Consider the following 24,313-nt stretch of genomic DNA (forward strand, 5'->3'; position numbering starts at 1 on the left):
GGGACCGAAAAGAGATATTGCTACGGCTGCGCGCCGAACGTAACTCGGGCCAGTTTGATTTCCACTACCAAACTCGCGACCTTAAGCTCAGGAGCCGATCCCGTCACCTGACAAAACCATCGGATCGCGTCATATAAATCGGGTGAAAGTCGGCGTTCGCCTTCTTGAACTCGTCCGAGGGCGTGCCATAGATCACCCAGCGAGTGAGCTTGGCCACAGCGAAGAACTCCGTCGACAATGGGGCGAAGCTTTCCGTTTGGTGGAACAGCGCCGCCTTCGAATCCGAGTAGCGTTCGAAGATGTCAACCGTCTTCTGGTCGTCTGCGATGTTGAGCTCAAACTGCAGCGCGCCCGGCTCCTTCTCTGTTGCGGCCACAAGCTTTGGTATTAGCGGCTTGAACTTGTCCATCTGATCGACGGTAACGGTGAAAACCCAGTACACCTGTTCGCTCTGCATCTCTGCCTCCATGGTACGGTACCTCAAGGCTCACGCGACGCTGACAATTGGCGCAACTGCCACCTGCGGTATTGGACCATACTCCAATAAGAGTAGCGGCCGCGATGCTCGCGCTCAGGCCCGCTGGCACTAGAACTGCGCAACCAATATTCGCATGGCCGCGCGTCACTTCAGTATATGTGCAATCTGGCAGACGGCTCAACAACGTGGGCGTGTAAGCCGGAACCGCCGATCCACATCCTGTGCAGAATGACGACAAGTTTGCGCGCGACAGCGACCACTGCCCGGCGATCAGCGCTACTGAGCAAGTATGGCGAGCGCGGCGCGCAGAGGGGCAAATGAGACTGTAAACAGTCCATCGAGCGGCTTGGTCATTTCCAGTATCAGGAAAATTGCCACCGAAGTGGATAACGCGCTCATAAACAATGCTGCAATGACCGTAGCGTTGGCGGGGGTGAGCATGCCAAACGCGCCGAAAATGATGGATAGCCACAACACCAGGGCTACCAGCAGCGGTATGGGGAGTGAGCCCACCGCTTGCAGCAGTGCCAGTCCGCGCACGGCCAGCACTTCATCGGCAATCTGGATGGCGTTCGTCTGCAGCTCACGCTGCTCTGCATTACGCGGCGAGAGTTCTTTCAGCTTGTGCTGAAGGCCCTCCATTCCTCTTAGCGCCTGGACGCTGCCAAGCGCTGCCACCTCCGCAGGGTCGCGGGAAACGAGTGTCTGGATCCACGTGCCGTAGCTCTGCTTAATCAGGCCACGGACCTCCTGCGTTTCAGGTCCATATTGGGCCAGCACGCGATCGAGGCGAACGACGCCGGCGGCATTGTGCACAAGTTCACTGTTCACTGTATCGAATGAGCTTTTCGCCGACGAGATCAGCAGGCCAAGCACCAACGCGGCCATCGTCGCGATCAGGCCGGTCGCCAGCTTTACGACACCGACTGAATCGTCACCAAGGTGATGCTGCGGCAGCATGGTACGCAGGTACAAGCCAAGCAGCGCGCTGCCGAATACACATACAAACACGATCAACGCGATAACGAAGTCGCTCACAGTTCAATCCTCCGTCTCTGGTCGTAAGCCCTGCGCCAATGGTTATCCAAAACGGACGCAGGGCAGCGGTGGTCGAGCAAACCTAACTCTTTCCGGTTGTGTTGGAAGGCGAACCTTGGACCCGACGCGGACAGGCTACCGGCCGCAACGCCCACCATACCGTGCGAAGCGCAGCGTCGCCAGTCGGCCGTCAATTTGACTCCGAAGGTTGCGCCACGCGAGCGCAGCAAGTCAACTCTGGGCGTTCCGCAAGGCACTTGCACCACGCGATAGTAAACGCCATTCGCGCCGTAGGCGGTTGAAACCACGTACTGCCGTACAGGTAGTATGTGCCGCCCCGAACGCTGGGCGATATACAGCCAGCCGGGAGTGCAGCGTAAACCGCGCTCGTCGCAAACGCCGTACTGATGTGGGCGGGCGCAGGGGCGGCTGTTGTCGCTCCAGTCACGTAGCCGGGGTAGTAAACGTTCGATGAAGCCGCTGCGGTGTTGGCCAAGGCCAGGTTGGACGAGCGAATGAAAGCGGTTCACGCGGGTTTGTCGGACTGATCGGGCATGCTCGTGTTCCATAGCACTTCGAACAGAATGCACTCGAACGCAAAGAACTCCGCGCTTTGAATGGACAGCGCGTAGTGCTCGGCCCGCGATGAAATGAAGGCCACGGTGTCGTCGTAGAGATAGGTCGTGATACCCACTTCGAAATCGGCGGGCGAGAAACGGAGTTCACGGAGATCGCGCTTCGACGATCGCCACAGATCGCGCGTATTGCCGGGGCCCGAGCGGATCACGCGCAGATTGATACCCGCACGGATGCGTCGCACCGCGACGTCCCTGATGACCTCAAAACCCGGCGTCTGAAACAGCTCGCTGTTAGACATCACCGCGCGCAACTCTTTACTGACGGCGATCGCCTGCTTTGGCAATGGCACGATGTGATCGTGCCGCATTTTCATCCGCTCGGCTGCGACATGCCATTCGGCTGTCTTGAGGTTCATCTCGTCCCACGGCACTGCCGCAACCACACCGGGGCGAAGGCCGGTCAGCATGGTGAGCTTGAGGGCGGCGCGGATAATGGGCGACCTGTAGGCATCGATAGCCAGAGCGAGTGGGCCTATGTCCGCCGGCTTGGTGATCGCTGGTATATGGCCTTTCTTGTGGCGTGGCACAACACCGCGGAGTGTCAACGCGGCGCCATCTTCGCGCAGTCCGTTCTGGATGGCGTACGTCACGATGCCACCGACATACTGCCGTGCTTTGGTCGCGAGGTTAGGTGCGTGGGAGGCGATCGCTTCGAGTACGGGCTTGACCTCTGGCGTGGCAAGCGTGGAGATGGGCTTGTTGCGGAGCGCGGGAGTCAGGTATTCGCGAACGACAAACTCCGCCTTGCGGTACGCTTCGTCGGCCCATTCCGTACGTTTGAAGTCGAGCCAGCTTTGAGCTACGAGATGAAAGGCGCCTTCGGCCGCGCGTTTGCGGCCGGTGGCTTCGGCCCGGCGATGCTCGACCGGATCGATGCCTTCGCGTACAAGACTGCGTGCGGCAGTGGCCGACCGTCGCGCATCGGCGAGTGTGATATCGGGGTAGGGACCGAGGCTGAGGAAGTTCTCCTTGCCCGTACTCAGCCGTCGATAGCGGAGCAGTCAGGTTTTGCCCCCGTCCGGCCAGATGCGCAAGGCCAAGCGATTCCCATCCGCGAGCAAATAGGGGTGCTCGCGCGGATTGGCGAACGAAATACCACTTCGGAGTTCGGTTCGACGCGTTTGGGCATGGCCTAACATCTCGACTCCGTGTATACGCAAAAATCGTCGATGTCAGTGGATCGCAAGGGATCTGCAGACAACAAAAAACCCCGTAAGACTTTGATCTTACGGGGTTTCTCGAACTTCTTCGGCTTGAGTTGCAACTAAGCCGGAACAACTGTTGGTGCCCAGGAGAGGACTCGAACCTCCACGGTGTTGCCACCGCTAGGACCTGAACCTAGTGCGTCTACCAATTCCGCCACCTGGGCACGTCTTCAAGCTAGACCGCTATTTTAGCGCGATGATGCAGCGTGTCAATCCCTACATACAAACTGGCCATCGCTTCATCAACCGCTCGGTTGTGCCGTGCAGCGAAGCAAAACTTCGCTGCTCAATCACTGCCAACTCGCGTTGACGCAACCGTCCTGCTAACCACATGATCCGATCGAAAAACCGGAATCGGACCACATAGCCTCACACAAAAAGTAAAGCCGCCGATGTGAAACATCAGGCGGCTTTACTTTTGAATCTGGTGCCCAAGAGAGGACTCGAACCTCCACAGTGTTGCCACCGCTAGGACCTGAACCTAGTGCGTCTACCAATTTCGCCACCTGGGCAGGTGATGAACAGCAAAGAACGCCATTATAGCGACAGATTCAGGGCTGTCAAGCGTTTCTCAAAAGTCGCTTAAACATCGCCGCAGCGAGCCTGCATGCGCCTCACAGCGACTATTGACGGGCCGCTTGGCGCACAAGACGGGTGTTAGAATGCCTCGCAGTAGTTCGTTGGCACGGTGCACACGCCCGTCGGACTCAGACTTGAACGAGCCGGACCCGAGCAGTCATTCCAGTGCAATCGCAAGTGCAACTTAAGCGCAACCCAAGCGCCTCTTAAGCCCAGCCACATCGCCGACCGACGTCCATGCAACGAGAAAAAATCATCGACAAGCCCTTGAGCAAATTCCCGTATCCGATCCCGAGCCGCGAAGAAATCCTGGGCGTCCTGCGCACGAGTGAAGCGCCGCTTGCCGCGAACGACATCGCCGAAGCCCTGTCGATCAAACGCCAGGAGCGCGAAGGATTTTTCAAGCGCCTAGGCGCCATGGAGCGCGACGGCCAGATCCGGCTCGATCAGCGCAATCTCTATCAGCTCACCCATCCGTCGAACTTTGTCGCGGGCCGCGTGCAGGGCCATCGCGACGGCTACGGTTTTCTCATTCGCGACGACGGTCAGGACGATCTGTTCCTGCCCACCGGCGAAATGCAGAAGGTCATGCACAACGATCGCGTGCTCGCGCGCATTGTCGGCTATGACCGTCGTGGCAGGCCGGAAGGGCATATCGTCGAAGTCACGGACCGCGCCAACAAGCGCGTGATCGGCCGTCTGCTCAACGAGAACGGCGCGCTGATCGTCGCGCCTGAAGACAAGCGCATCGGCCATGACATCCTGATCGCGCAGAACACCAAGAAGGCCAAGGTCGGCCAGGTGGTGGTGGTCGAGCTCACCGATTTCCCGAGCCGTCATTCGCAGCCACTCGGCCGCGTGGTGGAAGTGCTGGGCGATATCGACGACCCCGGCATGGAAATCGAAATCGCGGTGCGCAAGTACGGTGTGCCGCACGAATTCAGCCAGTCCGCGCTCGACGAAGCCGCGAGACTCCCCGACGAAGTCCGACCGGTTGACGCACGTCATCGCATCGATCTGCGCGACGTGCCGCTCGTCACGATCGACGGTGAAGATGCCCGCGACTTCGACGACGCGGTCTATTGCGAGCCGGTTCAGGTCGGCCGTGGCGAAGGCTTCCGCCTGATCGTCGCGATCGCGGACGTCTCGCACTATGTGCATCCGAAGAGCGGGCTCGATGCCGACGCGCTCGAACGCAGCACCTCGGTGTACTTCCCGCGCCGCGTGATTCCGATGCTGCCGGAGAAGCTGTCGAACGGTTTGTGCTCGCTGAACCCGAACGTCGACCGTTGCGTGCTGGTGTGCGACATGATCGTCACCGCGCGCGGCGAAGTGAAGGCGTATCAGTTCTATCCGGGCGTGATGCACTCGGCGGCGCGGCTGACCTATACGGAAGTGGCCGCGGTGCTGAAAAACACCAAGGGCCCGGAGGCCGCCCGTCGCGCCGCCTTGCTGCCGCAACTGCAGAATCTGTATGGCGTCTACAAGTCGCTGTTCGCCGCACGCCAGAAGCGCGGCGCGATCGACTTCGATACGACCGAGACGTACATCGTTTGCAATGCGCAGGGCAAGATCGAACAGATCATTCCGCGCACCCGCAACGACGCACACAAGCTGATCGAGGAATGCATGCTGGCCGCGAACGTGTGCGCGGCCGACTTCCTCAAGCGCAACAAACACCCGGGTCTGTTCCGTGTGCACGCCGGGCCGACCGCCGAGAAGCTCGAGAATCTGCGCACCTTCCTGCGCGGCATGGGCCTCACGCTTGCCGGCGGCGACAAGCCGCACGCCAGTGATTACGCCGCGCTGATGGCGCAGATCCGCGAGCGGCCGGACGCGCAGATGTTGCAGACCATGCTGCTGCGCTCGATGCAACAGGCTGTCTACAGTCCCGACAACATCGGCCACTTCGGTCTCGCGTACGAGGCGTATGCGCACTTCACGAGCCCGATTCGCCGCTATCCCGACCTGCTCACGCACCGCGCGATCTACGCGATTCTGCAAGGCCGCAAGTATCAGCCGGAACCGCCGCAAGGCGTCGAGTTGAACACGGCGCTGTCGCCGCGCGCCCGCGCGATGCAGCAGGCCGACGAGGAAAAACACGGCGCTCGCAACAAGTCGAAAGACGTGGCGATCTGGGAAGAACTCGGTCTGCATTGCTCGGCGAACGAACGCCGTGCAGATGAAGCATCGCGCGACGTGGAAGCCTGGCTCAAGTGCTACTTCATGCGTGACAAGCTCGGTGAAGAGTACGGCGGCATGGTGAACGGCGTGACGTCGTTCGGCATTTTCGTGCAACTCGACTCGCTCTTTATCGAAGGCCTCGTGCACGTCACCGAACTGGGTTCGGACTACTTCCAGTACGACGAGATCAAGAACGAGTTGCGCGGCGAGCGTACCGGGATTCGTTATCGCCTGTCGGATCGGGTGCGGGTGCAGGTGAGCCGCGTCGATCTCGATGCGCGCAAGATCGACTTCCGCCTCGTGCGCGACACGCCGATCAAGCCGCCGGCGAGTCGTCCGGCGCTCGCCGACAAGACATCCGGCGAAAGCGGCGGCGCACGCGTGCGTTCGTTGCCGCCGGTGGATGGCGGTGCGGGTGGCGCGGCAGCGCCGGGCGGCCGACGCAAGAAGGCCGCGCCCGCGCAAACCGCGGCCGTCAAGGAAGCGCGCGCGGCACGCGGCGCGGCGAAGAAACACGGCGGCGCGCCGGCCAAGTCGGCCTCGAAACCGCAGGCCCGCAAGAAGCGCTGAAGTCGTATGAAGGCTTGAACCGCGCGCATCGGGTACGTTGAAACGTACCGGTTGCGCGCGGTCTTCGTTTCATCGCAAAGAAGTCAGTTACCGAAGCAGCGACTCAAGCAACACAGCAAGCAGGTTCGCATTCATCACAGCAGCGCGCTTTCAAAGCGCGCTCAATCAAAGGTTTGTCAGTCATGTCACGTCTCAAGGTTCTATACGGTTTCCACGCAGTGACCGCACGTATGCGGCACGATGCGTCGACGGTCGAAGAGGTTTACTACGACGCCACGCGCAAAGACCGTCGCATGACCGAGTTCCTGCACGCGGCGAAAGAAGCCGGCGTGCGTCTGATCGCCGCCGACGAAACGCGTCTGTGGGGCCTCTCGCATACCGAGCGGCACCAGGGCGTGGTGGCGCGTGCGGGCGATATGCCGCTCGCGCAGAATCTGGCCGAACTGCTCGACGGCATCAACGGTTCGCCGTTGATTCTCGTGCTGGACGGCGTGACGGATCCGCACAACCTTGGCGCCTGCCTGCGGGTGGCCGATGCGGCCGGCGCGCATGCGGTGATCGCGCCGCGTGACCGCGCGGTGGGCTTGAACGCGACGGCAGCGAAGGTGGCGAGCGGCGCAGCCGACACCGTGCCGTACATCACCGTCACGAATCTGGCGCGCGCGCTGCGTGAGTTGAAGGACGCGGGCGTGTGGGTAGTCGGTACCGCCGGCGAGGCCACCAAGAGCCTCTACGAGACCGAGCTCGACGGTCCGGTCGCACTGGTGATGGGTGCCGAAGGCGAGGGCATGCGCCGCCTCACGCGCGATACCTGCGACGTGGTCATGCAGATTCCGATGGCGGGTACGGTCGAAAGCCTGAATGTGTCCGTGGCGAGTGGCGTGTGTCTGTTTGAAGCCGTGCGCCAGCGGTCGGTGAAGAAGTAAACTCCGGTAAACTCATCGTTTTTACTGCTCGCCTGCATTCCCCATGACCCAAGACGAACTCAAGCAACTGGTCGGCCAGGCCGCCGCCGACTATGTGAACGCCAACGTGCCGGAAGGCTCCGTGATCGGCGTCGGCACCGGCTCCACCGCGAACTGTTTCATCGACGCGCTGGCCGCCAGCAAGACCCGTTATCGCGGCGCCGTGTCGAGTTCGCTCGCCACCACCGCGCGTCTGCAATCGCACGGTTTCAAAGTGCTCGACCTGAACGAAATCGATTCGCTGCCGGTGTACGTGGACGGCGCCGACGAGATCGACCACAGCGGCGCGATGATCAAGGGCGGCGGCGGCGCGCTGACGCGCGAGAAAATCGTCGCGTCGGTGTCGGACGTATTCGTCTGCATCGCCGATGCGAGCAAGCTGGTCGACACGCTCGGCAACTTCCCGCTGCCGATCGAAGTCGTGCCGATGGCGCGTACGGCGATCGGCCGTCGCGTGACAGCGCTCGGCGGCGTGCCGGTGGTGCGCGTGACCAGGGAAGGTGTGCCGTTCATTACCGATAACGGCAACGAGATCATCGACGTCAAGGGTCTGCGCATCAGCGACCCGCGCGCGCTGGAAATGCACATCAATGCATGGCCGGGCGTGGTGACGGTAGGCCTGTTCGCGGGCCGCGGCGCGAATCTGTGCATGCTCGGCACGGATACGGGCGTCGAGACGATCGAATACAGCAAGAGCTGATCACCGCGCTTTTGCGGCCGCGAGCGAGCCTGCTTTAGCGGGCTCGCTCTGCTGCATTGGCGAGGCTCCGACCAGCATCAGCGCGCGGCGCGCCCAATCGCCTGCATCATTCGCTGCAAATACTGATCCACTGAGAACTCGGTTTGCGCATCGGCGAGCGCCTGATTCGCGAGGCGCTGCGCCAGCGCCGGATCGTCGCGCAATGCGCCGATCGCATCGGCCAGCGCGGCCACATCCCCCGGTTTCACGAGCCAGCCATTGCGCCGATGCCGCACGATCTCGGTCACGCCGCCCGCGGCCGCTGCGATCACCGGGCGCGCAGCCGCCATGCCTTCGACGATCACCCGCCCGAACGGCTCCGGCTCGGTCGAGGTGTGCAAGATCACATCCATCGCTTTCATCCACACGGGCACGTCGTCCTGAAAGCCCGCGAAACGCACGCGATCCGCGACGCCCAATGCCTCGGCCTGCTCATGCAGCCGTTGCGCGTACGCGTCCTCGCCGAATAGCGGTGCACCGACCAGCACCAGGTGCACGCCGGGCAGTCGCGCCATTGCTTCGAGCGCAATGTGCTGACCTTTCCACGGCGCGAGACGGCCGAACAAACCAGCAAGCCACGCATGCTCGGGCAAACCCAGTCGCCGGCGCAGCGCGGCCATGTCGCTGTCGTCGATGCGTTTGAACGCGTCGGCGTCGACCCCGTTGTAGATGACCGGCACCGAGTCGGCCGCGATGCCCGTCAGCGCGATCAGTGAGCGCTTCGATGCCTGCGAATTCGCAACCACGTGGTCAACTGCGAGGCGCACCAGCCACTTGATGACGCTTAACTGCACGCGTCCGAAATGCTCGCGCGTGAGGATGTCGTGCTGATACCAGATCACTGGTTTGCGATGCAGCGGTTTGCCGAGCGCGCCGAGCACGAGTGCCTTTTGTGTGTTGAGAAACAGCACGTCGAATTTTCGCGCGCGCGCCGCGATTGCGCGGACCTGGCGCAGGATGCCGGGCACAACGCGCAGGCAGTTCGACCCCGACGCTTGCCGAACGATGCCCGATACGCGCGCGTCGTTTAACACTTGCACGCGTGCGCCGAGTGTTTCGAGCCGCGCGCGAAATGGACCGTCGGAGAGCAGCACGACTTCGCTGCGCGCAATGCAACTGCCGGCCAGTTGCAAGAGCGCGAATTCAGCGCCGCCGAGTTGGCCGCTCTGGTCGACGAATAGCACGCTCGGCATGGTCGGCGAGAGCGTTGCCGAGCTTGCAGCCGATGCCGATGATGCGGGCGCGGCAGATGGATCGATCAGGGCCGGCTGAACCAGCGGCAAGGAATGAGCGAGGGGCGTAGCGTCGATCGTCGGGCGCATAAAGTGCAAAGTCGGGCGAAGTGATTGGACTCGCCATTCGCAAGAAGCGAATAGCGAGTCTTCATTATTCGCGGACTGTCGCGCGTCGAATGTGGGCATACGCACGCACGGCAAATGATGCGGCACTTACACTCGTTGCTATGGCCATGGGTCGTTAATCAATAGGCGGGGAGATCATGAAAGTGGCGATCGTGCACGACTGGCTCGTCGCACCTGGCGGCGCCGAGAAAGTGCTCGAACAGATCATCGAGTGTTTTCCCGATGCCGATCTCTTCAGCCTCGTCGATTTCCTCGAAGACCGCAGGCCGGTAGGCGGCAAACCCGTCACCACGTCGTTCATCCAGGGGCTGCCGTTTGCGCGGCGCCACTATCGCGCGTATCTGCCGTTGATGCCGCTCGCGATCGAGCAGTTCGATCTCTCGGGTTACGACCTCATCATCACGAGTTCTTATGCGGTCGCCAAGGGTGTGCTGGTCGGCCCGGATCAGACGCACGTGAGCTATGTGCATTCGCCGATGCGCTACGCGTGGGATCTGCAGCACCAGTATTTGCGCGAAGCTAATTTGACGCGCGGGCCGAAGTCATGGCTCGTGCGTGCGTTGCTTCATTATCTGCGCGGCTGGGATTCGCACTCGGCGAACAGCGTCGATCGTCTGATCGCGAATTCGCAATTCGTCGCGCGGCGCGTGATGAAAACTTACCGGCGCGATGCCGCAGTGATTCCGCCGCCCGTCGACGTGCACAAGTTCGAACTGTGCACGCACAAGGAAGACTTCTATCTGACCGCCTCGCGGATGGTGCCTTACAAGCGCATTGATCTGATCGTCGAAACCTTCAACGCGACACCGCACCGCAAGCTGATCGTGATCGGCGACGGACCGGAGATGGCGGCGATTCGCGCCAAGGCCGGTCCGAATGTGACGATCCTAGGGTATCAGCCGTTCAAGGTTCTCAAGGATCATCTGCAACGCGCGCGCGCCTTCGTGTTCGCCGCCGAGGAAGACTTCGGCATCGTCGCGCTCGAAGCGCAGGCGTGCGGCACGCCGGTCATTGCGTTCGGCAAGGGCGGGGCGCTCGAAACGGTGGTGCCGATCGGCGAGGCACGTCCTACCGGCGTGTATTTCGCACGCCAAACGGTCGTGTCGATGCTCGACGCGATCGATCGCTTCGAACGGCAGAGTGAACAGATCACGCCGGCGGCATGCCGCGCGAATGCGGAACGTTTTTCCGCGGCGGTTTTCCGGCGCGCCTTCATGGCTGAGGTGACGCGCACGATCGCGGCATCGGGTTGGCGTCTGCGGGTCGCGGCAGCAGAGCGCGTCGAACCCGATCTGGCCACCGGGGATCTCGCGTGGCCTGGCGAACGCGCGCAAGGAGGCAGTTGGGGACGCTGACGCCGACGCGCGTGCAGGTCATGAAGCGCGACAGATTATCTCTTTATTCGCATATTGCGAACTTCGCCATATGCGAATAAAATGACTTCGTCGTACCGCAGTAAGCCATAGTGGGCTGTTCGGCCTATGCCGTCCGGTTGACTATCGGTGTCGAACCCGTCCCTTAGCCTCGCAGGTAGAGCGTGCTTGTCCAGTGCGCGTGTACATGCGAGGAAATACGATGCGGGTCATTTCAAAGAAAGCGTTGCTGGACTTCATAAAGAGACATCCGGAGGCGCGCAGTGCGCTGTTGACGTGGTACTCACTGGCGCAGGCTTGCCTCGCGTATGGCTATAACGACCTGGAGCAGACGTTCGCGGGCGTGGACTACGTACCGCCGCAATACACCGTTTTCGATGTAGGCGGCAACCGGTTCCGGATCATCGCGGCGATTCCCTACAACAGGCAGTCGTTGTTCGTTCGTCACGTATTGACGCATACGGAATACGACCTTTGGACGAGGAAGAATCTAAACTTATGAATGCCGATCGCCTTCCGGGAGCCTTTCCCGACATCGCTCAAACCTGGGCTGCCCTGCAAACCCAGTTGCCGATCACACCCATTCGTAATGAGCAGGACTATCAGAAGATGGTGCGGCTCGCCAACGCGCTCGCCGATCATCTGAACGGTAACGAGAAGGATCCGCTGGCCGATCTGTTCGCGATCGTCACCGACCTGATCGAAAGCTGGGAAGTGAACAACGTGACGATCCCGAAAGCGGAGCCGCGTGAGGTGTTGCGGCATCTGCTGGAAACGCACGGGCTCAAGCAGAAGGACCTGATCGGTATCGCATCGCCCACCGTGGTGAGCGATATTCTCGCGGGCCGGCGCTCCATCAGCAAAAAGGTGGCGAAGGCGCTGGCCGCGCGTTTTCATACCGACGTCAGCGCGTTTCTGTAAACGAACGCGGCGCACAGCGCCAGTTGTGCGTCAATAAAAAAGGGCTGCGCCTCGATCCGGCGCAGCCCTTTCGCTTTACTGCTTTTAACCCGATCTATCGTGATCCGTGCGTATCGAGCGGATCGCCGGCGGAGTAGGTGTACGCGTAGGCATAGTCGTACGTGCCGTTCTTGTTGTGGCTCTTGAGCGGCACTGCATTCATCACGCCTCCCACCACCCGGGCCCGCGCGCGCCGCAGTTTCTTCAGCGCGTCGGCCACGTGACCCTCTGTGTGAGCACCGGAGCGCATGACCAGCACCGTCGAACCGGCGATATGCGCAATCACCGCCGCATCGGCCACCGCCAGCAGCGGTGGCGTATCGACGATCACCAGATCGAACTCCTGCTCGAAGCGCGCGAGGATTTCTCCGAAGCGCGACGACGTCAGAATCTCGGACGGATTCGGCGGATAAGCGCCCGCCGCGATGAAGTGCAAGCCATCCACGCCTGTGGCGCGAGCCGCGGCTTCGAGATCGACCTGACCCGTCAGCAGTTCGGTCAAGCCGCCATTCGGCGAGCGGCCGAGATACTGCGCGAGACGGCCGCGCCGCAGATCGGCGTCGATCAGCAGCACGCGCTTGCCCGATTCCGCGATCAATGCAGCGAGGTTCGCGCACAGAAAGCTTTTGCCGTCCGAAGGCGCGGGACTCGTGATCGCTACGATGCGGTTGGGCGCATCGACCAGGCCGAATTGCAGCGTGGCGCGCAGCCCACGCAGGCCTTCCACCGTCGAGTCGTACGGATGGGTCTTCACCAGCAGCGGCCGCATCGGCGTTTTGCCCGACGCAATGACGGTTTGCGTACCGACGGGCACCTGCCCCTGGCGGGCCGCCGCCGAACCAGGCCGAAGCGCTCGCATGGCGCCCGACGATCCCGCGGACACTTCGGTCGGTGTCGACCTGGGGCCGGGCAGCGCTGCGGCGCGCATGGCGCTCAACTGCCGGTCGCTGCGCGCCTGTTCCGGGCTGAAGGCGATCGAGCCGAAGATCGGCAACTGGAAGCGCCGCTCGACGAACTCGGGATCGGCCACGCCGGTAAAGAACGTGTGCCGGCAAAACGCGAACAGAATCCCGCCGATGATGCCGAGCAGCGTGCCCGCCGAAATGATCAGCGCCGATTTGGGCCGCACCGGCTGGGACGGCAGCAAGGCGGCGTCGATGATATGCACGTTGCCGATCGTGCCGGCACGCGAAATCGACAGCTCCTGGGTTTTATTCAGCAGCGCCACATAAATTTCCTCGGCAACCTTCGCATCGCGCTGCAAGGAAAGGGCGTTGCGTTCGGAGCTCGGCAGCGTGCTGAAGTGATCCTCGAAACGGGCTTTTTCGCGCGACATCGCCGCCAGTTGCGCGTCCACCTGTTGCACCTCCGGGCTTTCTTCCGTGAAGCGCTGCAGCAGTTGCGCGCGCTGGATGCGCAGCGTCGCAATCTGCTTTTCGTAGTCCAGACCACCGGCGAGGTAGACGCCGGCCTCCTGGGTCGGCTGGAACGATCCGGCTTTCGACTGGTACTCCGACAACGCGGTCTCGGTCTTTTTCACCTCGGCACGCAGACGCGGCAATTCACTGTTCAGGAAGCTCAGCATGTGGCTCGCTTCTTCCTGCGCGCGTTCTGTGCGTTGCGCCAGATACGACGCCGCCACCGCATTGGTGATCGCGGTGATCGCGTGCGGATCGGTGCCCATGTACGACAGTTGCACGACACCGGTGTCACGGCCTTTTTCGGCGACCTGCAATCCGGACGACAGGGCGGCGACCGCGTCCAGTTGATTGAAACGCGTCACGTAGAACTCGGTGCCGGGACGGGCCACCAGCGTCTTGACGAACAGTGTGACGTCGTTGCCGCTTGCTTCCTGACCCGCCACCCCGGTGAGGATCTGCTGCCCGAACGAGTCCGTCAGCTCATAGCGGCCGTAATCGAGCACGTGCAGTGTCAGGCGCGCGCCTTCCAGCGATTTCGGCACCGTGATCGACCCGACTTCGAATTGCTCGCCGCCCCACGCATACGAGTCCATTCCGAAGGCCGCGCCGAGCGGGCGGCCCGGATGCGCGAACCACGACGAAATCTTGCCGAGCACCGGCATGGTCTTCGCCGCCGTGCTGAAGTTCAGTTTGAACTGCTCGACCACCGGCTCGACCACCGCGCGGCTCTTGATGATTTCGATTTCCGCTTCGGTACGCATCGGGGCCACCGAAGGCACGAGTGACGGCGTGTTCTGACTCTGCGAACCGTTGTTGCCGGTCTGCGTGTCGACCTGAAGCAGGGCGTCGGCGGAGTAGATCGGCGTGGCGAGCTTCGTATAGATCACCGCGGCGAGTATCACGCAACCGGCAATGGCGAGCACCCACCAGATCTGATCCATGATCATGCGCAGCAAGTCGCGCATCACCGCATCTTCGTCGCTGTTGGGCGCCGGTCCGTGATCCAGCATGTCGTACGTACTCATAGGAATACTCCGTTGCGAGCGTTGTTCACCGGCCCAACTGCACCGTGTAGAAGATGGACTGCAGAGTCGGCGTGATCTGTTCGAGTGCGCGGTTAAAGCGTGCTGCGCTCGAGACCTGCACGTACACCACATCTTTCGGCTGGAGTTCGAACTTGGTCATCAGCATCAACGCGTCGACCTGGGTCATGTCGAGCTGATAGACGTCGGGCGTGAGCGTCTTGTCGGCGCCGCGCACCACGTAGACGAAGCGCGGGTCGCCGGTCTTGACGTCGAGACTGCCGGCGCCGGTCAGCGCATCGGCGAGCGTCAGGCGGCCGCGGTTCATCGGCAGCGAAGTCGGCTTGTTCACTTCGCCGAGCACGAAGACGCGGCTGTTCGAGCGGTCCGGCACGTCGATGATGTCGCCGTCCTTCAGCAGCACGTTCTGTTGCGGATCGCCGGTTTCGAGCAGCGAGGCGACGTCGACCGTATAGCGCTTGCCGCTGCGGGTCACGCCCACGTTCTGCAGATCCGCATCGGGCAATGCGCCGCCTGCGCGATTGATCGCGTCGAGCACGGTCAGCGGCGTATCGGTGATCGCTTCGGAGGCGGGCGTGCGCAGATTGCCGGTCACCTGCACCGACTGACTGTTGAAACCCGACACGCGCACATCGAGCTGAGGATTGCGAATCGTCTTCGCGAGGCCCCTCGTCAGCGATTCCTGAACCTGCTGCGCGGTCATGCCGAACACCTTGACGCGGCCCACGCGCGGGAAAAAGATCGTGCCGTTGTTGGCGACGCGCACGGTCAGTCCGCCTTCGCCGCCGCCTGTCAGCGTCGGCGCGATCGGTGTCGCGCCTTGCGTCTGCGTGGGTCCGGGCGTTGGTGTTGTGCCGTTGCCGACGCCCGGCAGCGGCGGCACGCCGCCCAGTGTGCCGCCGGTCAGTTCCGGATGATCCCAGACGATGATGCTCAACTGGTCGCCGATGCCGAGCCGGTAGTCGTAAGCACCGCGCGTCTGCGGCGTCAGGCACGACAACGGGCAGGCGGCCGGTACCGCGGCTGCGCGTTGCTGGCGAAAATAGCCGACGTCGATCGTGTGCACCGGAAACTTCTCGGCGGTCTGCTCCGGCGGAGCGGGCGGCTCCAGCCGGTTGGTGTCCAGATAGGGTCCTGGCGCCAGTGCACAGGCGCATAGAGATGTGGCCGCGAGCCCTGCGGCAATCGTTCTGATAGTCATTTTAGTGGTCCCTCGCGTGAAGCCGCGCACTGTTCGGTCAGCGCGCCGCCTCCTGCCATGCCCCGCGCATTGCGCGTAAACCAACTCTCCATTTGCGAAGCGCGAGTGCCACGCCGCCGCGCTCGAATGCCAACGACAATGCGCGCAGGAACCCCGGGTCCGCGCGATCGCCGATCAGCGTCGAGTAAACGACGAACGCCCATCGGCCGGGAGGCGTCAGGTATTCGCACATGATGAGTCGGAGATTGAATGACGCGTTATAGAAAGCGGCGTCGTTAAATGTGAAGCGCTGGTCTTCGTCGCTGCGCTGGGCCGGGAAGTGCTCCACCAGCAGCGTCGGGTCGTAAATCAGGGTCCAGCCGCGCCGCTCTACGTCCAGACTGAAGGCCATCTCGCAGTGAACCTGCGCGCCGGTGCCGCGCAAGCGGGCGTCGAAGCGCAGCGTGCCGATCGCCTCGCGGCGAAACGCCATGTTGACGCCCTTGAGCACCTGGACTTCGCGTGCCGCGCCGTGGCCGATATGGTGATTGCCGATGGTCCGGCCATACCAGCGCACGATGCCCACGCGCAGCTTCTGCCCCTGCAGAATGCCATTGCGTTCATGCACGATGTCGCGTCCGCCGAGGCCGCCGAGTGCCGGATCGCTTTCGAACGCGCGGACGATCCGCGTGATCCAGTCGGAATGCGGCGCGGCATCGTCGTCGGTGAAGCAAAGCACGTCGCCACTGGCGCTGTCGATACCGAGGTTGTAGGCGGCGACCACGCCCGGCTTGTGCACGAGCACGATCCAGCGGCGCGGGTCGGGCCGGTTCGCTTCGCGCGTGCGCAGCCAGTCGAGCGTCGCGTAATCGTCGTGGCGTGCGATCACGATCACTTCGTCGGCGCGGCGCTCCTGTGCATCGAGCGCCGCGAGGCAGCGCGCGAGATCGGCGGTGCGCCGGTACGTCGGCACGATCACGGAGACTTTCAGGGACGGTTTCCGGAGTGGCATGATCAGAATGCGTTGCGGCCGACGAACCCCTTGAAAATCGTGATGAACACGATCTTCATGTCGAACCAGAACGACCAGTTGTGGATGTAGAAGAGATCGAATTTGACGCGCGTTTCCATCTTTTCGACCTTGGTGGTGGCGCCGCGATACCCGTTCACCTGCGCCCAGCCGGTGATGCCCGGCTTGATCCGGTAGCGGTTCATATAGCCGTACACCTGATCCTTGTAGAGATCGTCGTGCTCGACCGCATGCGGACGCGGACCGACCACCGACATCTGGCCGAGCAGCACGTTCAGGAATTGCGGCAGTTCGTCGAGACTGGTGCGGCGCATGAAGCCGCCGAGTTTCGTGATGCGCGCGTCGTTGCGCGCGGCCTGCGTGACCTGGCCGTGCGCTTCGTGGTGCACGGTCATCGAACGGAACTTGTAGATCGCGAACGGCTGGCCGTCCACGCCTTTGCGGGTCTGGCGGAAGAACACCGGCCCGGGCGAGCTCAGCTTGATGCCGATCGCGAGCGCGATAAGCACGGGCGCGAGCGCGAGCAGCGCGGCCGCCGCGAACAGGCGGTCGAAGATCAGCTTGGGCCACATCTGCGGCGACGGGATGGGCGTGGCGCTCAGATTGAGCGTCGGTAAACCGACGACGTCGACCAGCGCGTGGTTGAACAGCGAGAGGCTGCGCACGTCGGGTATGAAGCGCAGATTCACGAAGTCATGCCTAAAGAGGCGCGTGAAGCGATAGATCGTATGTTCTTCCGAAAGCGGCAACGCGAGCCACACTTCGTTCACGTGTTCGTCGCGCACCTTGGCGGCGAACGCATTCAGATCGGTCAGCACCGGCAGGCGGCTGAGCCGCGCGCCATAGGTGCCGGCCGCTTCGATGCTGGTGTCGAAGACGCAGACCGGCTTGAAGCCGGCTTGCGGAGCATGGTCGAGATGCGCGAGCAAGGTGCGCGAGAAGCCGGGCGCGCCGACGATCGCGACCGTGCGGAAATTCATGCCGCGCCGGCGCACGCTGCGCAAGGCCACATGCACGAGGCACTTGGTGGCGATGATCAGCGCGCCGGAGATCAGCGTCGAGTAACCGAACCACAGGCGCGAAAGCGCATCCATGCGGTGCAGTGTGAACGCCAGAACAAGGGCGGTGGCGACCACCACCAGCCATGCGGCGGCGACTCTCAGCAGCATGGAGGGCAGTGCCTTGCCACGCCACGTTTCATAGACGCCGAAGCCGGGAAACATCAACAGCACGAGCACGCAGTTAAAGGCGATCAGGAGGCGCTCGGTGTCCGACAACGCAATCGGCGTCGAAAAGCGCATCCCGTGAGCGAGCAGCCCGCCCGCAATCACAAAGAGTGCGTCGAGACATCGCGCAGTATTCCTGAACATAATGATCTACCCTGTAATCGAACGATGCAGCCTTGAGTTGACTGCTTATTCGACGGTCTCGGCCTGGCGAAGACGCGGCAGCAGGCGGTCGAATTCCCGCTTGACGAGGCCGTAGCATTCGCAGGCGCGCGCTTCGAGACCCTTGCGATCGAGTATCTTGATGTGGCCGCGGCTGTGATGAATCAGGCCTTCGTCGTGCAACTTGCCGGCCGCTTCGGTGATGCCTTCGCGGCGCACGCCGAGCATGTCGGCGATCAGTTGCTGGGTGACCGTCAGATCGTTCGACGCCACGCGGTCCACTTCAATCAGCAGCCAGCGGCACAGTTGCTTGTTCAACGCGTGGTGGCGATTGCAGGCGGCGGTCTGCGCGACCTGCGTGAGCAGGGCGTGCATGTAAAGCAGCATCAGGCGGCGCAGGAAGTCTGAGCGTGCGAATTGCTGCTTGAGCGCCTGTGCGTTCATCCGGTAGGCGAAGCCGGCGCATTGCACCTGCACGCGGTTCGGCATGGTTTCGCCGCCCGTGAGCACCGGCACGCCGGTCATGCCTTCGCGGCCGACCGCGGCGATTTCGACCGAGCTGCCGTCTTCCATCGTCGAAAGCATCGAGATGATCGCGGTGGTCGGGAAGTAGACGTGATGGATCCGTTGACCTGAGTCGCACAGCAGTTGCTCGGTGCGCAGATGAACGAGTTCGAGATGAGGGGCAAGTGCTTGCCATTCGTGGGACGGCAATGCGCCGAGCAAATGGTTGCCGTGCAGATCTGATTGAAGTGTCAACATGATCGGTCCTTGCTGAAGCGGCGCACAGCGCAACCTCGTGTTTTTGATCCGATGCCTGCATCCTTGAATGAACGACGTGCTACCTGGCGAGCAGCGAGGATGAACAGGAACGGCCCCGTATTGGCCTGGTGCGCCACCGCCGTTCTTGTAGATCTCGTCGCGGCGTCGCGGTGTTGCGCTCTTTCTTTAGCGAGGAGCGTGCCAACCCTGGGGAAAACGAGTGCTGGTGCGGCGCAGCGAACAAAGCCCGAGCAGCGCGGGAAGGCAAAAGTGGCTTTTTGTTTCAATTCTGTACAACGCCTGCTTAACGCGCGCCCCCGGTGAGGGGTATTTTTATTCGAGTCAAGTCCTTGTTCGGATTGGGTTAGCGGCTGATGAGCGTCCCTTTGCGGGGGCTGTCTCACGGATGAACCAGCCTTTGCGTGTGCGTTATCGGGGGCCGTCCGGGTTGTGCCGGATTTGATTCATATGTGTTCCATGCGTTGCGTACGGTGGCGTACGCAACGCCTTTTTTGAAGACCGGAAAGTCGGGAAAAAACCAACAGTGACTCCGCAGACCAGACAGCTGGATTCGCGCAGCGCGAGGTTTTGCGCGCCTTGCGAAGGGATAGCTAGGTCAGGGGCGACATTCATCCGTAGATGATGGCGGATATCGCATTGATCGCGCGGACTTCGCCGGCGGGCACCCCGCATGTTGCATCAGCTTTAAACGCCGCGGTAGATGCGTGCGCAACGAGTTTCTCAACGGGGATGAGCGGTACGGCGCAGGGGCGGTTCGGCGGCAGATGGAACCAGTCGTGCGCGGCGCGGTAATGCGTGTCAATGATATGAACGAAGCGTGCAAAGCGCTTCGCTTCGATAATCAACTGCCAGCCGTCGGCGGTACGCTCGGCGCGGACCGTCAGACCGAGGTCGTGTCGTTCGCGGGCGCGCCGCTCTGGCAGATGAACCGCTTCTGACACGATCTTGCCGCTCGCCGGATCGCGCAGTGTTGCAATCGTGACGTCGTGGGCGCGCGGCCCGAAGCGGTATGCGTGCGTGAAATCGAAGAACTGGCCGAGGTGCCCGGCCGCGCCGATACGCTGCGCGCTGTGCGGCGCCAGTTCGACCGCGCGGCTGGCCGACGCGACCTTGACGCTGCCGTCGCGCAGGCAGACCAGCTCAAGTTGAGCGTGCAACGGCTCGGCACGTTCGTTCAGCAGATGGATATCGAGGCCGTTGAGGCCTTCGTCGATCATGACCACCTGGATGGGTTGCAGCGTCCGCGCGAGGCCGTGCAGGGCGCTTTTAGGCCGTCCTGTGGCGTCGATCAAGCCCCAGCCTGCGCCCGGCTGCAGATCCTGAAGCTGCCAGACCAGCGCGCCGCCGCACGCCGAGCCGGCGCGCCGCCATTCGGCGAATACGTCGCCCATCAGGTCGGCGACCACCGCGCGCGACAGATCCAGGTAGCGCTCAGGGTCTTCGTACCGCAACTGTGCCGGCTCGATGCCGTAGAGCGTCTGAAGATAGTGGTCGCGCACGTCGTCGAAGTCCCAGCCGGCGCCGGGGTCGCGCGGCACGGCTCTTTTCCAGCGCGGATCGTGCAGATGAATCGTGCCCAGCGCGTCGTGCAAGGTGGCGTCGTCCGGCACGTTGGCGAAGGCGAGGCATTCGGCGGCGAAACGGACCTGCGCGCGGCGCACGTCGTCGAGTGGGCGTTGATAGGCGCCGACTCCGTAGTAATGCGTGATGCCCTCGTTAGTCGAAAACGGCCACGCGCCGCCCGAGGGCGAGTTGCTCACATACGGTACGTCTGCGCGCTCGCGCGCGGCGATGGCGGGTAGCTGTTCGGTAAAAAGTGGTTGCGCGCGCATTGAAGCGGGCAGGCCGAACATGGCCGCCTGCTGGTCGACTTCACTGCCGCCGCACAACACCGCGAGCGATGCGAAGCGCCTTGTGCGGGTCAGAAATTGCGTCGCTTCGCGCTCGATGGAAGCACCGAAGGCGGCATCGGTCGGGTAGTCGAAATTCGCCAGCGCGAAGTCTTGCCAGATGAGGAGGCCGTATTCGTCAGCCAGTGCGTAGAACGCGTCGGACTCGTACACCATCGTGCCGCCTACCCGCAGCATGTTCATGCCGGCATCGCGAGCGAGCGCGAAAGTGTGGCGCAGTTGTGCCTCTGTGCCGGTCAGAGTAACGAGATCCGCGCTGGTCCAGCAGGCGCCACGGCAGAACACCGGTGTGTCATTTACGCGCAATGCGAAGCCCGTACCGTCCGCGCCGCGATCCACTTCGATGCTGCGAAAGCCAACGAATCCCAATGACTGGGATATCGCGCGTTCGTCATCAAGCTGCAACGTCAGAGGATATAGAGTGGGCTCGCCGTGCGTGTGGGGCCACCAGCGTTCGGCATGCGGCACACGCACGCTTCCGGTCAGTGTATATGCATCGTTCCATTGCAAAGACGAAACACAACCGCCGCAATTTAACGTTGCGGCGCACGTGTCGACGTCATGCGGATGCACGAAATGTAGCGTAAGCGAAACAACGCCGTCGTCGTCTTCGAGGCGGCTTGTCAGATCAATCGTGTCGAATGCGTGCGGCGCGTCGCTCAACATTTCAATCGGCCGCCATGGGCCAACGGCCTGCACCGATGGACACCATCCCGGCATATGGCCGAGCAGGGTGGTGCGCACGTTGCGCAAGGTGGGGGGCGTGACGAGCCGTGGCCGCCAGCGGGCACGTGAGCGTTTGGCCGCCAGCGCCGGGGTCAGCGAGCGAAAGCACAGCGCGAGTGTCGCACTGCCGTGCAGTTCGATGTCGAGATCGTGCGCGACGAACATCGAATCCGACTCGATAAGCCTGATGCCGTCGAGCCAGACTTCGGCGAGCGTGGCGAGGCCGTGCAGGCGCAGGCGGCGTTTGCCTGTGCCCGTCAGCGTGAGCCGGTACCAGTGATCGTCGAAGGCAAGCGGCGGCGGATTCGCGGCGTCCAGCAGGCCCGCAGCACGGCGCGCGCTTGCCACCGTACCGGGTACTTGCGCGGCGAGCCAGCCCTGCGCGGGCAAGTCGGCGGGGGAGGCGCATGCGCCGGCCGGCGTGCTGACGCACTGCCAGCCTGTGTCGAGTGGCTGCGGCCAGAGGTCATGGGGTGAGGCAACCGCCGTGATAGCGCCGACAGCGTCATCAACTTCGGCCGCCTCCGGCGTTTTGGCAAAGGTCACCGGAAGCGAGCCGCCTGCATCCGGTACCCGGTCATTCGTCAGCACATCCACGGCGATTTCCTGAAGCTCGAAACGAGCTCGTTACAGCACAAGCGCGGCGAGTGGCGGCAGCGTCTTTTCATAGGCGCTTTCGAGCACGTCGAAGCAGTCTTCACACGAATCGCGGCGTCCGCGCGTGATCGCTCGCACGAGCCTGAACTGCATCACCATCGACTCCGACGCGATACGCTGCGCCGCCTCCGGGATCGCCGCCGGCATGTCGAAGCCTTGCGCGGAGAGCCACAACAGATACTTCGAGAGAAATTCGAAGTTCGCGCCGAGCTGCCGCATCAGGTTGAACGAGTAGGGGTGGAAGAACGCCTCGCCGCGTTCGAGCAGCGTATCGAGATGCGCGGGAAACGCGGCGCGCCACTGCGAGATGGGGTTAGTCAGCGGCCGCCGGTTCAGATGCGCGCACAACAATTCCGCCGAGGCTTCGGCGAGCGCGGTGCCTTCCAGCGCGGGCCGCGCCTGCTTGGCGAATTCAACATACGGAAACAACAGATCGGGCTGCTGCGCGAATTGCGGCAGCTTGCGGAACACGCCGTCGTAGTCTTCGCCGTCGAGCAGGTGATAGCCGGTGTTGTGGAAATAGCCGAGACGGTGTGCCGGGGGATCGATAAAGTCGATCCCCACCGTGGTTTTCGGATGCTCGCGCCGATATGACGTGGCGCGCGTATTCGGCAGGTAATAGCCGTCCACTTCCACCAGCACGGTATGGCCGCGCAAGGTCTGCGCGAGCACGCGGGCTTCGAGCGAGTCGTAGATCGCCAGTTCCTGCACCTGAGTGCCGTACAGCCGCTCGAGGTCTTCGAGTGGAAATTTGAAGAAGGTGAACTGATCGCCTTCGAAGTCCTGCGTGACGGTAAAGCCGAACGCCGCGCGCGGATCGAGCCCGAAGCCATGCAGCAGTTCGATCCACAGGTCGACGTAGCAGTTGGTCTCCTGCCAGACGCGCTCGCCTTGATGCAGCGCGTGCGGTGCGTGCTGGCGCAGCGGCGTGGCAGGCGCGGCCGCGCCGCCCTGAGCCGGCAGGTCGAGCCGGCGGGGCAACGCAAAGGCGGACGGCACGCCCTTCGGCACGGGGATCAGGGATGGATTCATGCGCTATCTCCGGCACCCTGTTCAGCTACCGTGGACGCCGACTGCATGCCCTGCGCCACGCGTGCCTCGGTGTCGCCCCACAGCAGCGCGCGCACGTCGTCGGGCCACGCGTTGACGTCGAGCCCATGATGACGGAATAGCGCCAGCGTGATGCGTTCCATGCCGAAGCCGACGCAGCCCGTGTGCGCCACCGCGCCGTCTTCGCACTCGATCTTCCAGATCGCGCCGAAGTGGTCCATGTGATAGTTGAACGAGAGGCACGCGGTCTTGCCGCGCGGGTCGGCCACCGGAATCAGCAGTTCGAACTTGAGCGCCTGGGCACGCTGGCTATCGGCGACGATCTTGCCGCCGCGGCCGAAGAACGGATCGTTGGCGAGATCCACTTCCACCGGCAGTTGCAGCAGCGTAATCAGCAGCGAGCCGCGTTCGACCCACATCTGCCGGAATGCCATTACCTGTTCGGCGTTGCCGAGGCGCACGTATTCGCGCTGCCGGAACATCTGCATGCGGCCCGGATCGAGCGAGGGTTCGTGGCGGAAGCAATACGACAGCACGTCGATGGTGCGGCCGTCTGCGGGCAGCGGGCCGCGCCGCGCCATCACCGGATAGATCGGATAGCAGGCGGCCGGCGTAAGTACCACGCGGGTCGGTTTTTGCTGCGCCATCCATTCTTCGCTGCGTTCATCGTCGCGCTCGGTCATCGCGTCGTCGAGTGCGCGCAACAGGCGCTGGTGGCCCATGTCGTTGCCGCAGAACGAGTGGATCGTGCCGGCGAGGTTCGGAAAGCTCTTCAGATATTCGCTGTCTTCGAAATCGGTGCGGCGCATGGCGGGCGGAAAGCGCAGCACTTCGGGCTGCTGGTCCGCGCCGAGATGCGTGATCGCCACGTTCAGACGGTCCACCACGTCTTCGAAAACCTGGCTGCGACCGTACAGGCCGTTTTCGCCGGTATCGATCAGCAGGCCCGTGGCCAGCAGTTCGTCGCGGAAAGTCGGCGCCGAAGATTCCGGAGCGGCAGCGGCGAGCGCGGCGGTATCGGTCATCGTGTTCATG

General features: G+C 62.8%; 18 protein-coding genes and 2 tRNA genes. 6 read left to right on the plus strand and 14 right to left on the minus strand.

All coding sequences use genetic code 11. From position 1 onward, the window contains the following. Nucleotides 1–103 precede the first annotated feature (103 nt). The 5 genes from P3T25_RS07790 to P3T25_RS07810 form a co-directional block, all read right to left on the minus strand. On the minus strand, nt 104–457 hold the full coding sequence (locus P3T25_RS07790; protein WP_154561407.1) for a putative quinol monooxygenase: 354 nt from the start codon (nt 455–457) through the stop codon (nt 104–106). Between the two features lie 297 nt (nt 458–754). Beyond that, nucleotides 755–1,516, minus strand: a complete 762-nt coding sequence (locus P3T25_RS07795; protein WP_168435744.1) for a DUF4239 domain-containing protein — start codon at nt 1,514–1,516, stop codon at nt 755–757. A 526-nt stretch (nt 1,517–2,042) separates the two neighbouring features. Further along, nucleotides 2,043–3,155 (minus strand): phage integrase central domain-containing protein, encoded by a 1,113-nt coding sequence (locus P3T25_RS07800; RefSeq protein WP_429357938.1) that lies wholly within the window; start codon nt 3,153–3,155, stop codon nt 2,043–2,045. A 281-nt stretch (nt 3,156–3,436) separates the two neighbouring features. Continuing rightward, a tRNA-Leu gene (locus tag P3T25_RS07805) sits at nt 3,437–3,523 on the minus strand. 261 nt (nt 3,524–3,784) lie between these two features. Beyond that, nucleotides 3,785–3,871, minus strand: a tRNA-Leu gene (locus tag P3T25_RS07810). Nucleotides 3,872–4,175: 304 nt separating this feature from the next. Between P3T25_RS07810 and rnr the strand changes: the two genes are divergently transcribed. From rnr to rpiA, 3 genes are all read left to right on the plus strand, one after another. Then, on the plus strand, nt 4,176–6,692 hold the full coding sequence (gene rnr, locus P3T25_RS07815; RefSeq protein ID WP_171926430.1) for a ribonuclease R: 2,517 nt from the start codon (nt 4,176–4,178) through the stop codon (nt 6,690–6,692). A gap of 182 nt (nt 6,693–6,874) precedes the next feature. Then, a complete protein-coding gene (gene rlmB / locus P3T25_RS07820) occupies nt 6,875–7,618 on the plus strand; it encodes a 23S rRNA (guanosine(2251)-2'-O)-methyltransferase RlmB (RefSeq protein WP_063496380.1) in 744 nt (247 codons plus the stop codon). A 43-nt stretch (nt 7,619–7,661) separates the two neighbouring features. Beyond that, nucleotides 7,662–8,357, plus strand: coding sequence for a ribose-5-phosphate isomerase RpiA (gene rpiA, locus P3T25_RS07825; protein WP_154561401.1), 696 nt, complete (start codon nt 7,662–7,664; stop codon nt 8,355–8,357). A gap of 77 nt (nt 8,358–8,434) precedes the next feature. On the opposite strand, the gene P3T25_RS07830 is transcribed toward rpiA, so the two are convergent. After that, nucleotides 8,435–9,718: a glycosyltransferase family 4 protein gene (locus P3T25_RS07830; protein WP_429357837.1), complete on the minus strand. Its 1,284-nt coding sequence runs from the start codon at nt 9,716–9,718 to the stop codon at nt 8,435–8,437. 176 nt (nt 9,719–9,894) lie between these two features. On the opposite strand from P3T25_RS07830, the gene P3T25_RS07835 reads away from it, so the two are divergent. The 3 genes from P3T25_RS07835 to P3T25_RS07845 all read left to right on the plus strand — a co-directional run bounded on the left by P3T25_RS07835 (nt 9,895) and on the right by P3T25_RS07845 (nt 12,051). Next, entirely contained in the window at nt 9,895–11,112 is a 1,218-nt protein-coding gene (locus P3T25_RS07835) for a glycosyltransferase family 4 protein (RefSeq protein ID WP_429357838.1), read from the plus strand. Between the two features lie 220 nt (nt 11,113–11,332). Then, entirely contained in the window at nt 11,333–11,632 is a 300-nt protein-coding gene (locus tag P3T25_RS07840) for a type II toxin-antitoxin system HigB family toxin (protein WP_154561395.1), read from the plus strand. Continuing rightward, nucleotides 11,629–12,051, plus strand: a complete 423-nt coding sequence (locus P3T25_RS07845) for a helix-turn-helix domain-containing protein (RefSeq protein WP_429357839.1) — start codon at nt 11,629–11,631, stop codon at nt 12,049–12,051. Before P3T25_RS07840 ends, P3T25_RS07845 begins: the two co-directional genes overlap by 4 nt. Before the next feature lie 94 nt (nt 12,052–12,145). Here P3T25_RS07845 and P3T25_RS07850 read toward each other — a convergent pair whose 3' ends face one another. The 8 genes from P3T25_RS07850 to P3T25_RS07885 all read right to left on the minus strand — a co-directional run bounded on the left by P3T25_RS07850 (nt 12,146) and on the right by P3T25_RS07885 (nt 24,312). Then, nucleotides 12,146–14,536, minus strand: coding sequence for a polysaccharide biosynthesis tyrosine autokinase (locus P3T25_RS07850; RefSeq protein ID WP_429357840.1), 2,391 nt, complete (start codon nt 14,534–14,536; stop codon nt 12,146–12,148). Between the two features lie 25 nt (nt 14,537–14,561). Beyond that, on the minus strand, nt 14,562–15,755 hold the full coding sequence (locus P3T25_RS07855; RefSeq protein ID WP_429357841.1) for a polysaccharide biosynthesis/export family protein: 1,194 nt from the start codon (nt 15,753–15,755) through the stop codon (nt 14,562–14,564). A gap of 37 nt (nt 15,756–15,792) precedes the next feature. After that, nucleotides 15,793–16,746, minus strand: coding sequence for a glycosyltransferase family 2 protein (locus P3T25_RS07860; protein WP_154561387.1), 954 nt, complete (start codon nt 16,744–16,746; stop codon nt 15,793–15,795). A 2-nt stretch (nt 16,747–16,748) separates the two neighbouring features. Then, nucleotides 16,749–18,134: an undecaprenyl-phosphate glucose phosphotransferase gene (locus tag P3T25_RS07865; RefSeq protein ID WP_154561385.1), complete on the minus strand. Its 1,386-nt coding sequence runs from the start codon at nt 18,132–18,134 to the stop codon at nt 16,749–16,751. 45 nt (nt 18,135–18,179) lie between these two features. Continuing rightward, nucleotides 18,180–18,914 (minus strand): Crp/Fnr family transcriptional regulator, encoded by a 735-nt coding sequence (locus P3T25_RS07870; protein ID WP_154561383.1) that lies wholly within the window; start codon nt 18,912–18,914, stop codon nt 18,180–18,182. A 629-nt stretch (nt 18,915–19,543) separates the two neighbouring features. Beyond that, a complete protein-coding gene (locus P3T25_RS07875; protein ID WP_429357842.1) occupies nt 19,544–22,168 on the minus strand; it encodes a glycosyl hydrolase 2 galactose-binding domain-containing protein in 2,625 nt (874 codons plus the stop codon). 30 nt (nt 22,169–22,198) lie between these two features. Then, complete coding sequence (locus tag P3T25_RS07880; protein WP_154561381.1) at nt 22,199–23,260, minus strand: DUF1839 family protein; 1,062 nt, start codon at nt 23,258–23,260, stop codon at nt 22,199–22,201. Next, nucleotides 23,257–24,312, minus strand: coding sequence for an amino acid--[acyl-carrier-protein] ligase (locus tag P3T25_RS07885; protein WP_154561379.1), 1,056 nt, complete (start codon nt 24,310–24,312; stop codon nt 23,257–23,259). The genes P3T25_RS07880 and P3T25_RS07885 overlap by 4 nt, the downstream gene beginning before the upstream one ends. Nucleotide 24,313 lies beyond the last annotated feature (1 nt).

Source organism: Paraburkholderia sp. GAS32, assembly GCF_050434225.1.
In the GTDB taxonomy this organism is placed as follows: Bacteria; Pseudomonadota; Gammaproteobacteria; order Burkholderiales; family Burkholderiaceae; genus Paraburkholderia; species Paraburkholderia madseniana.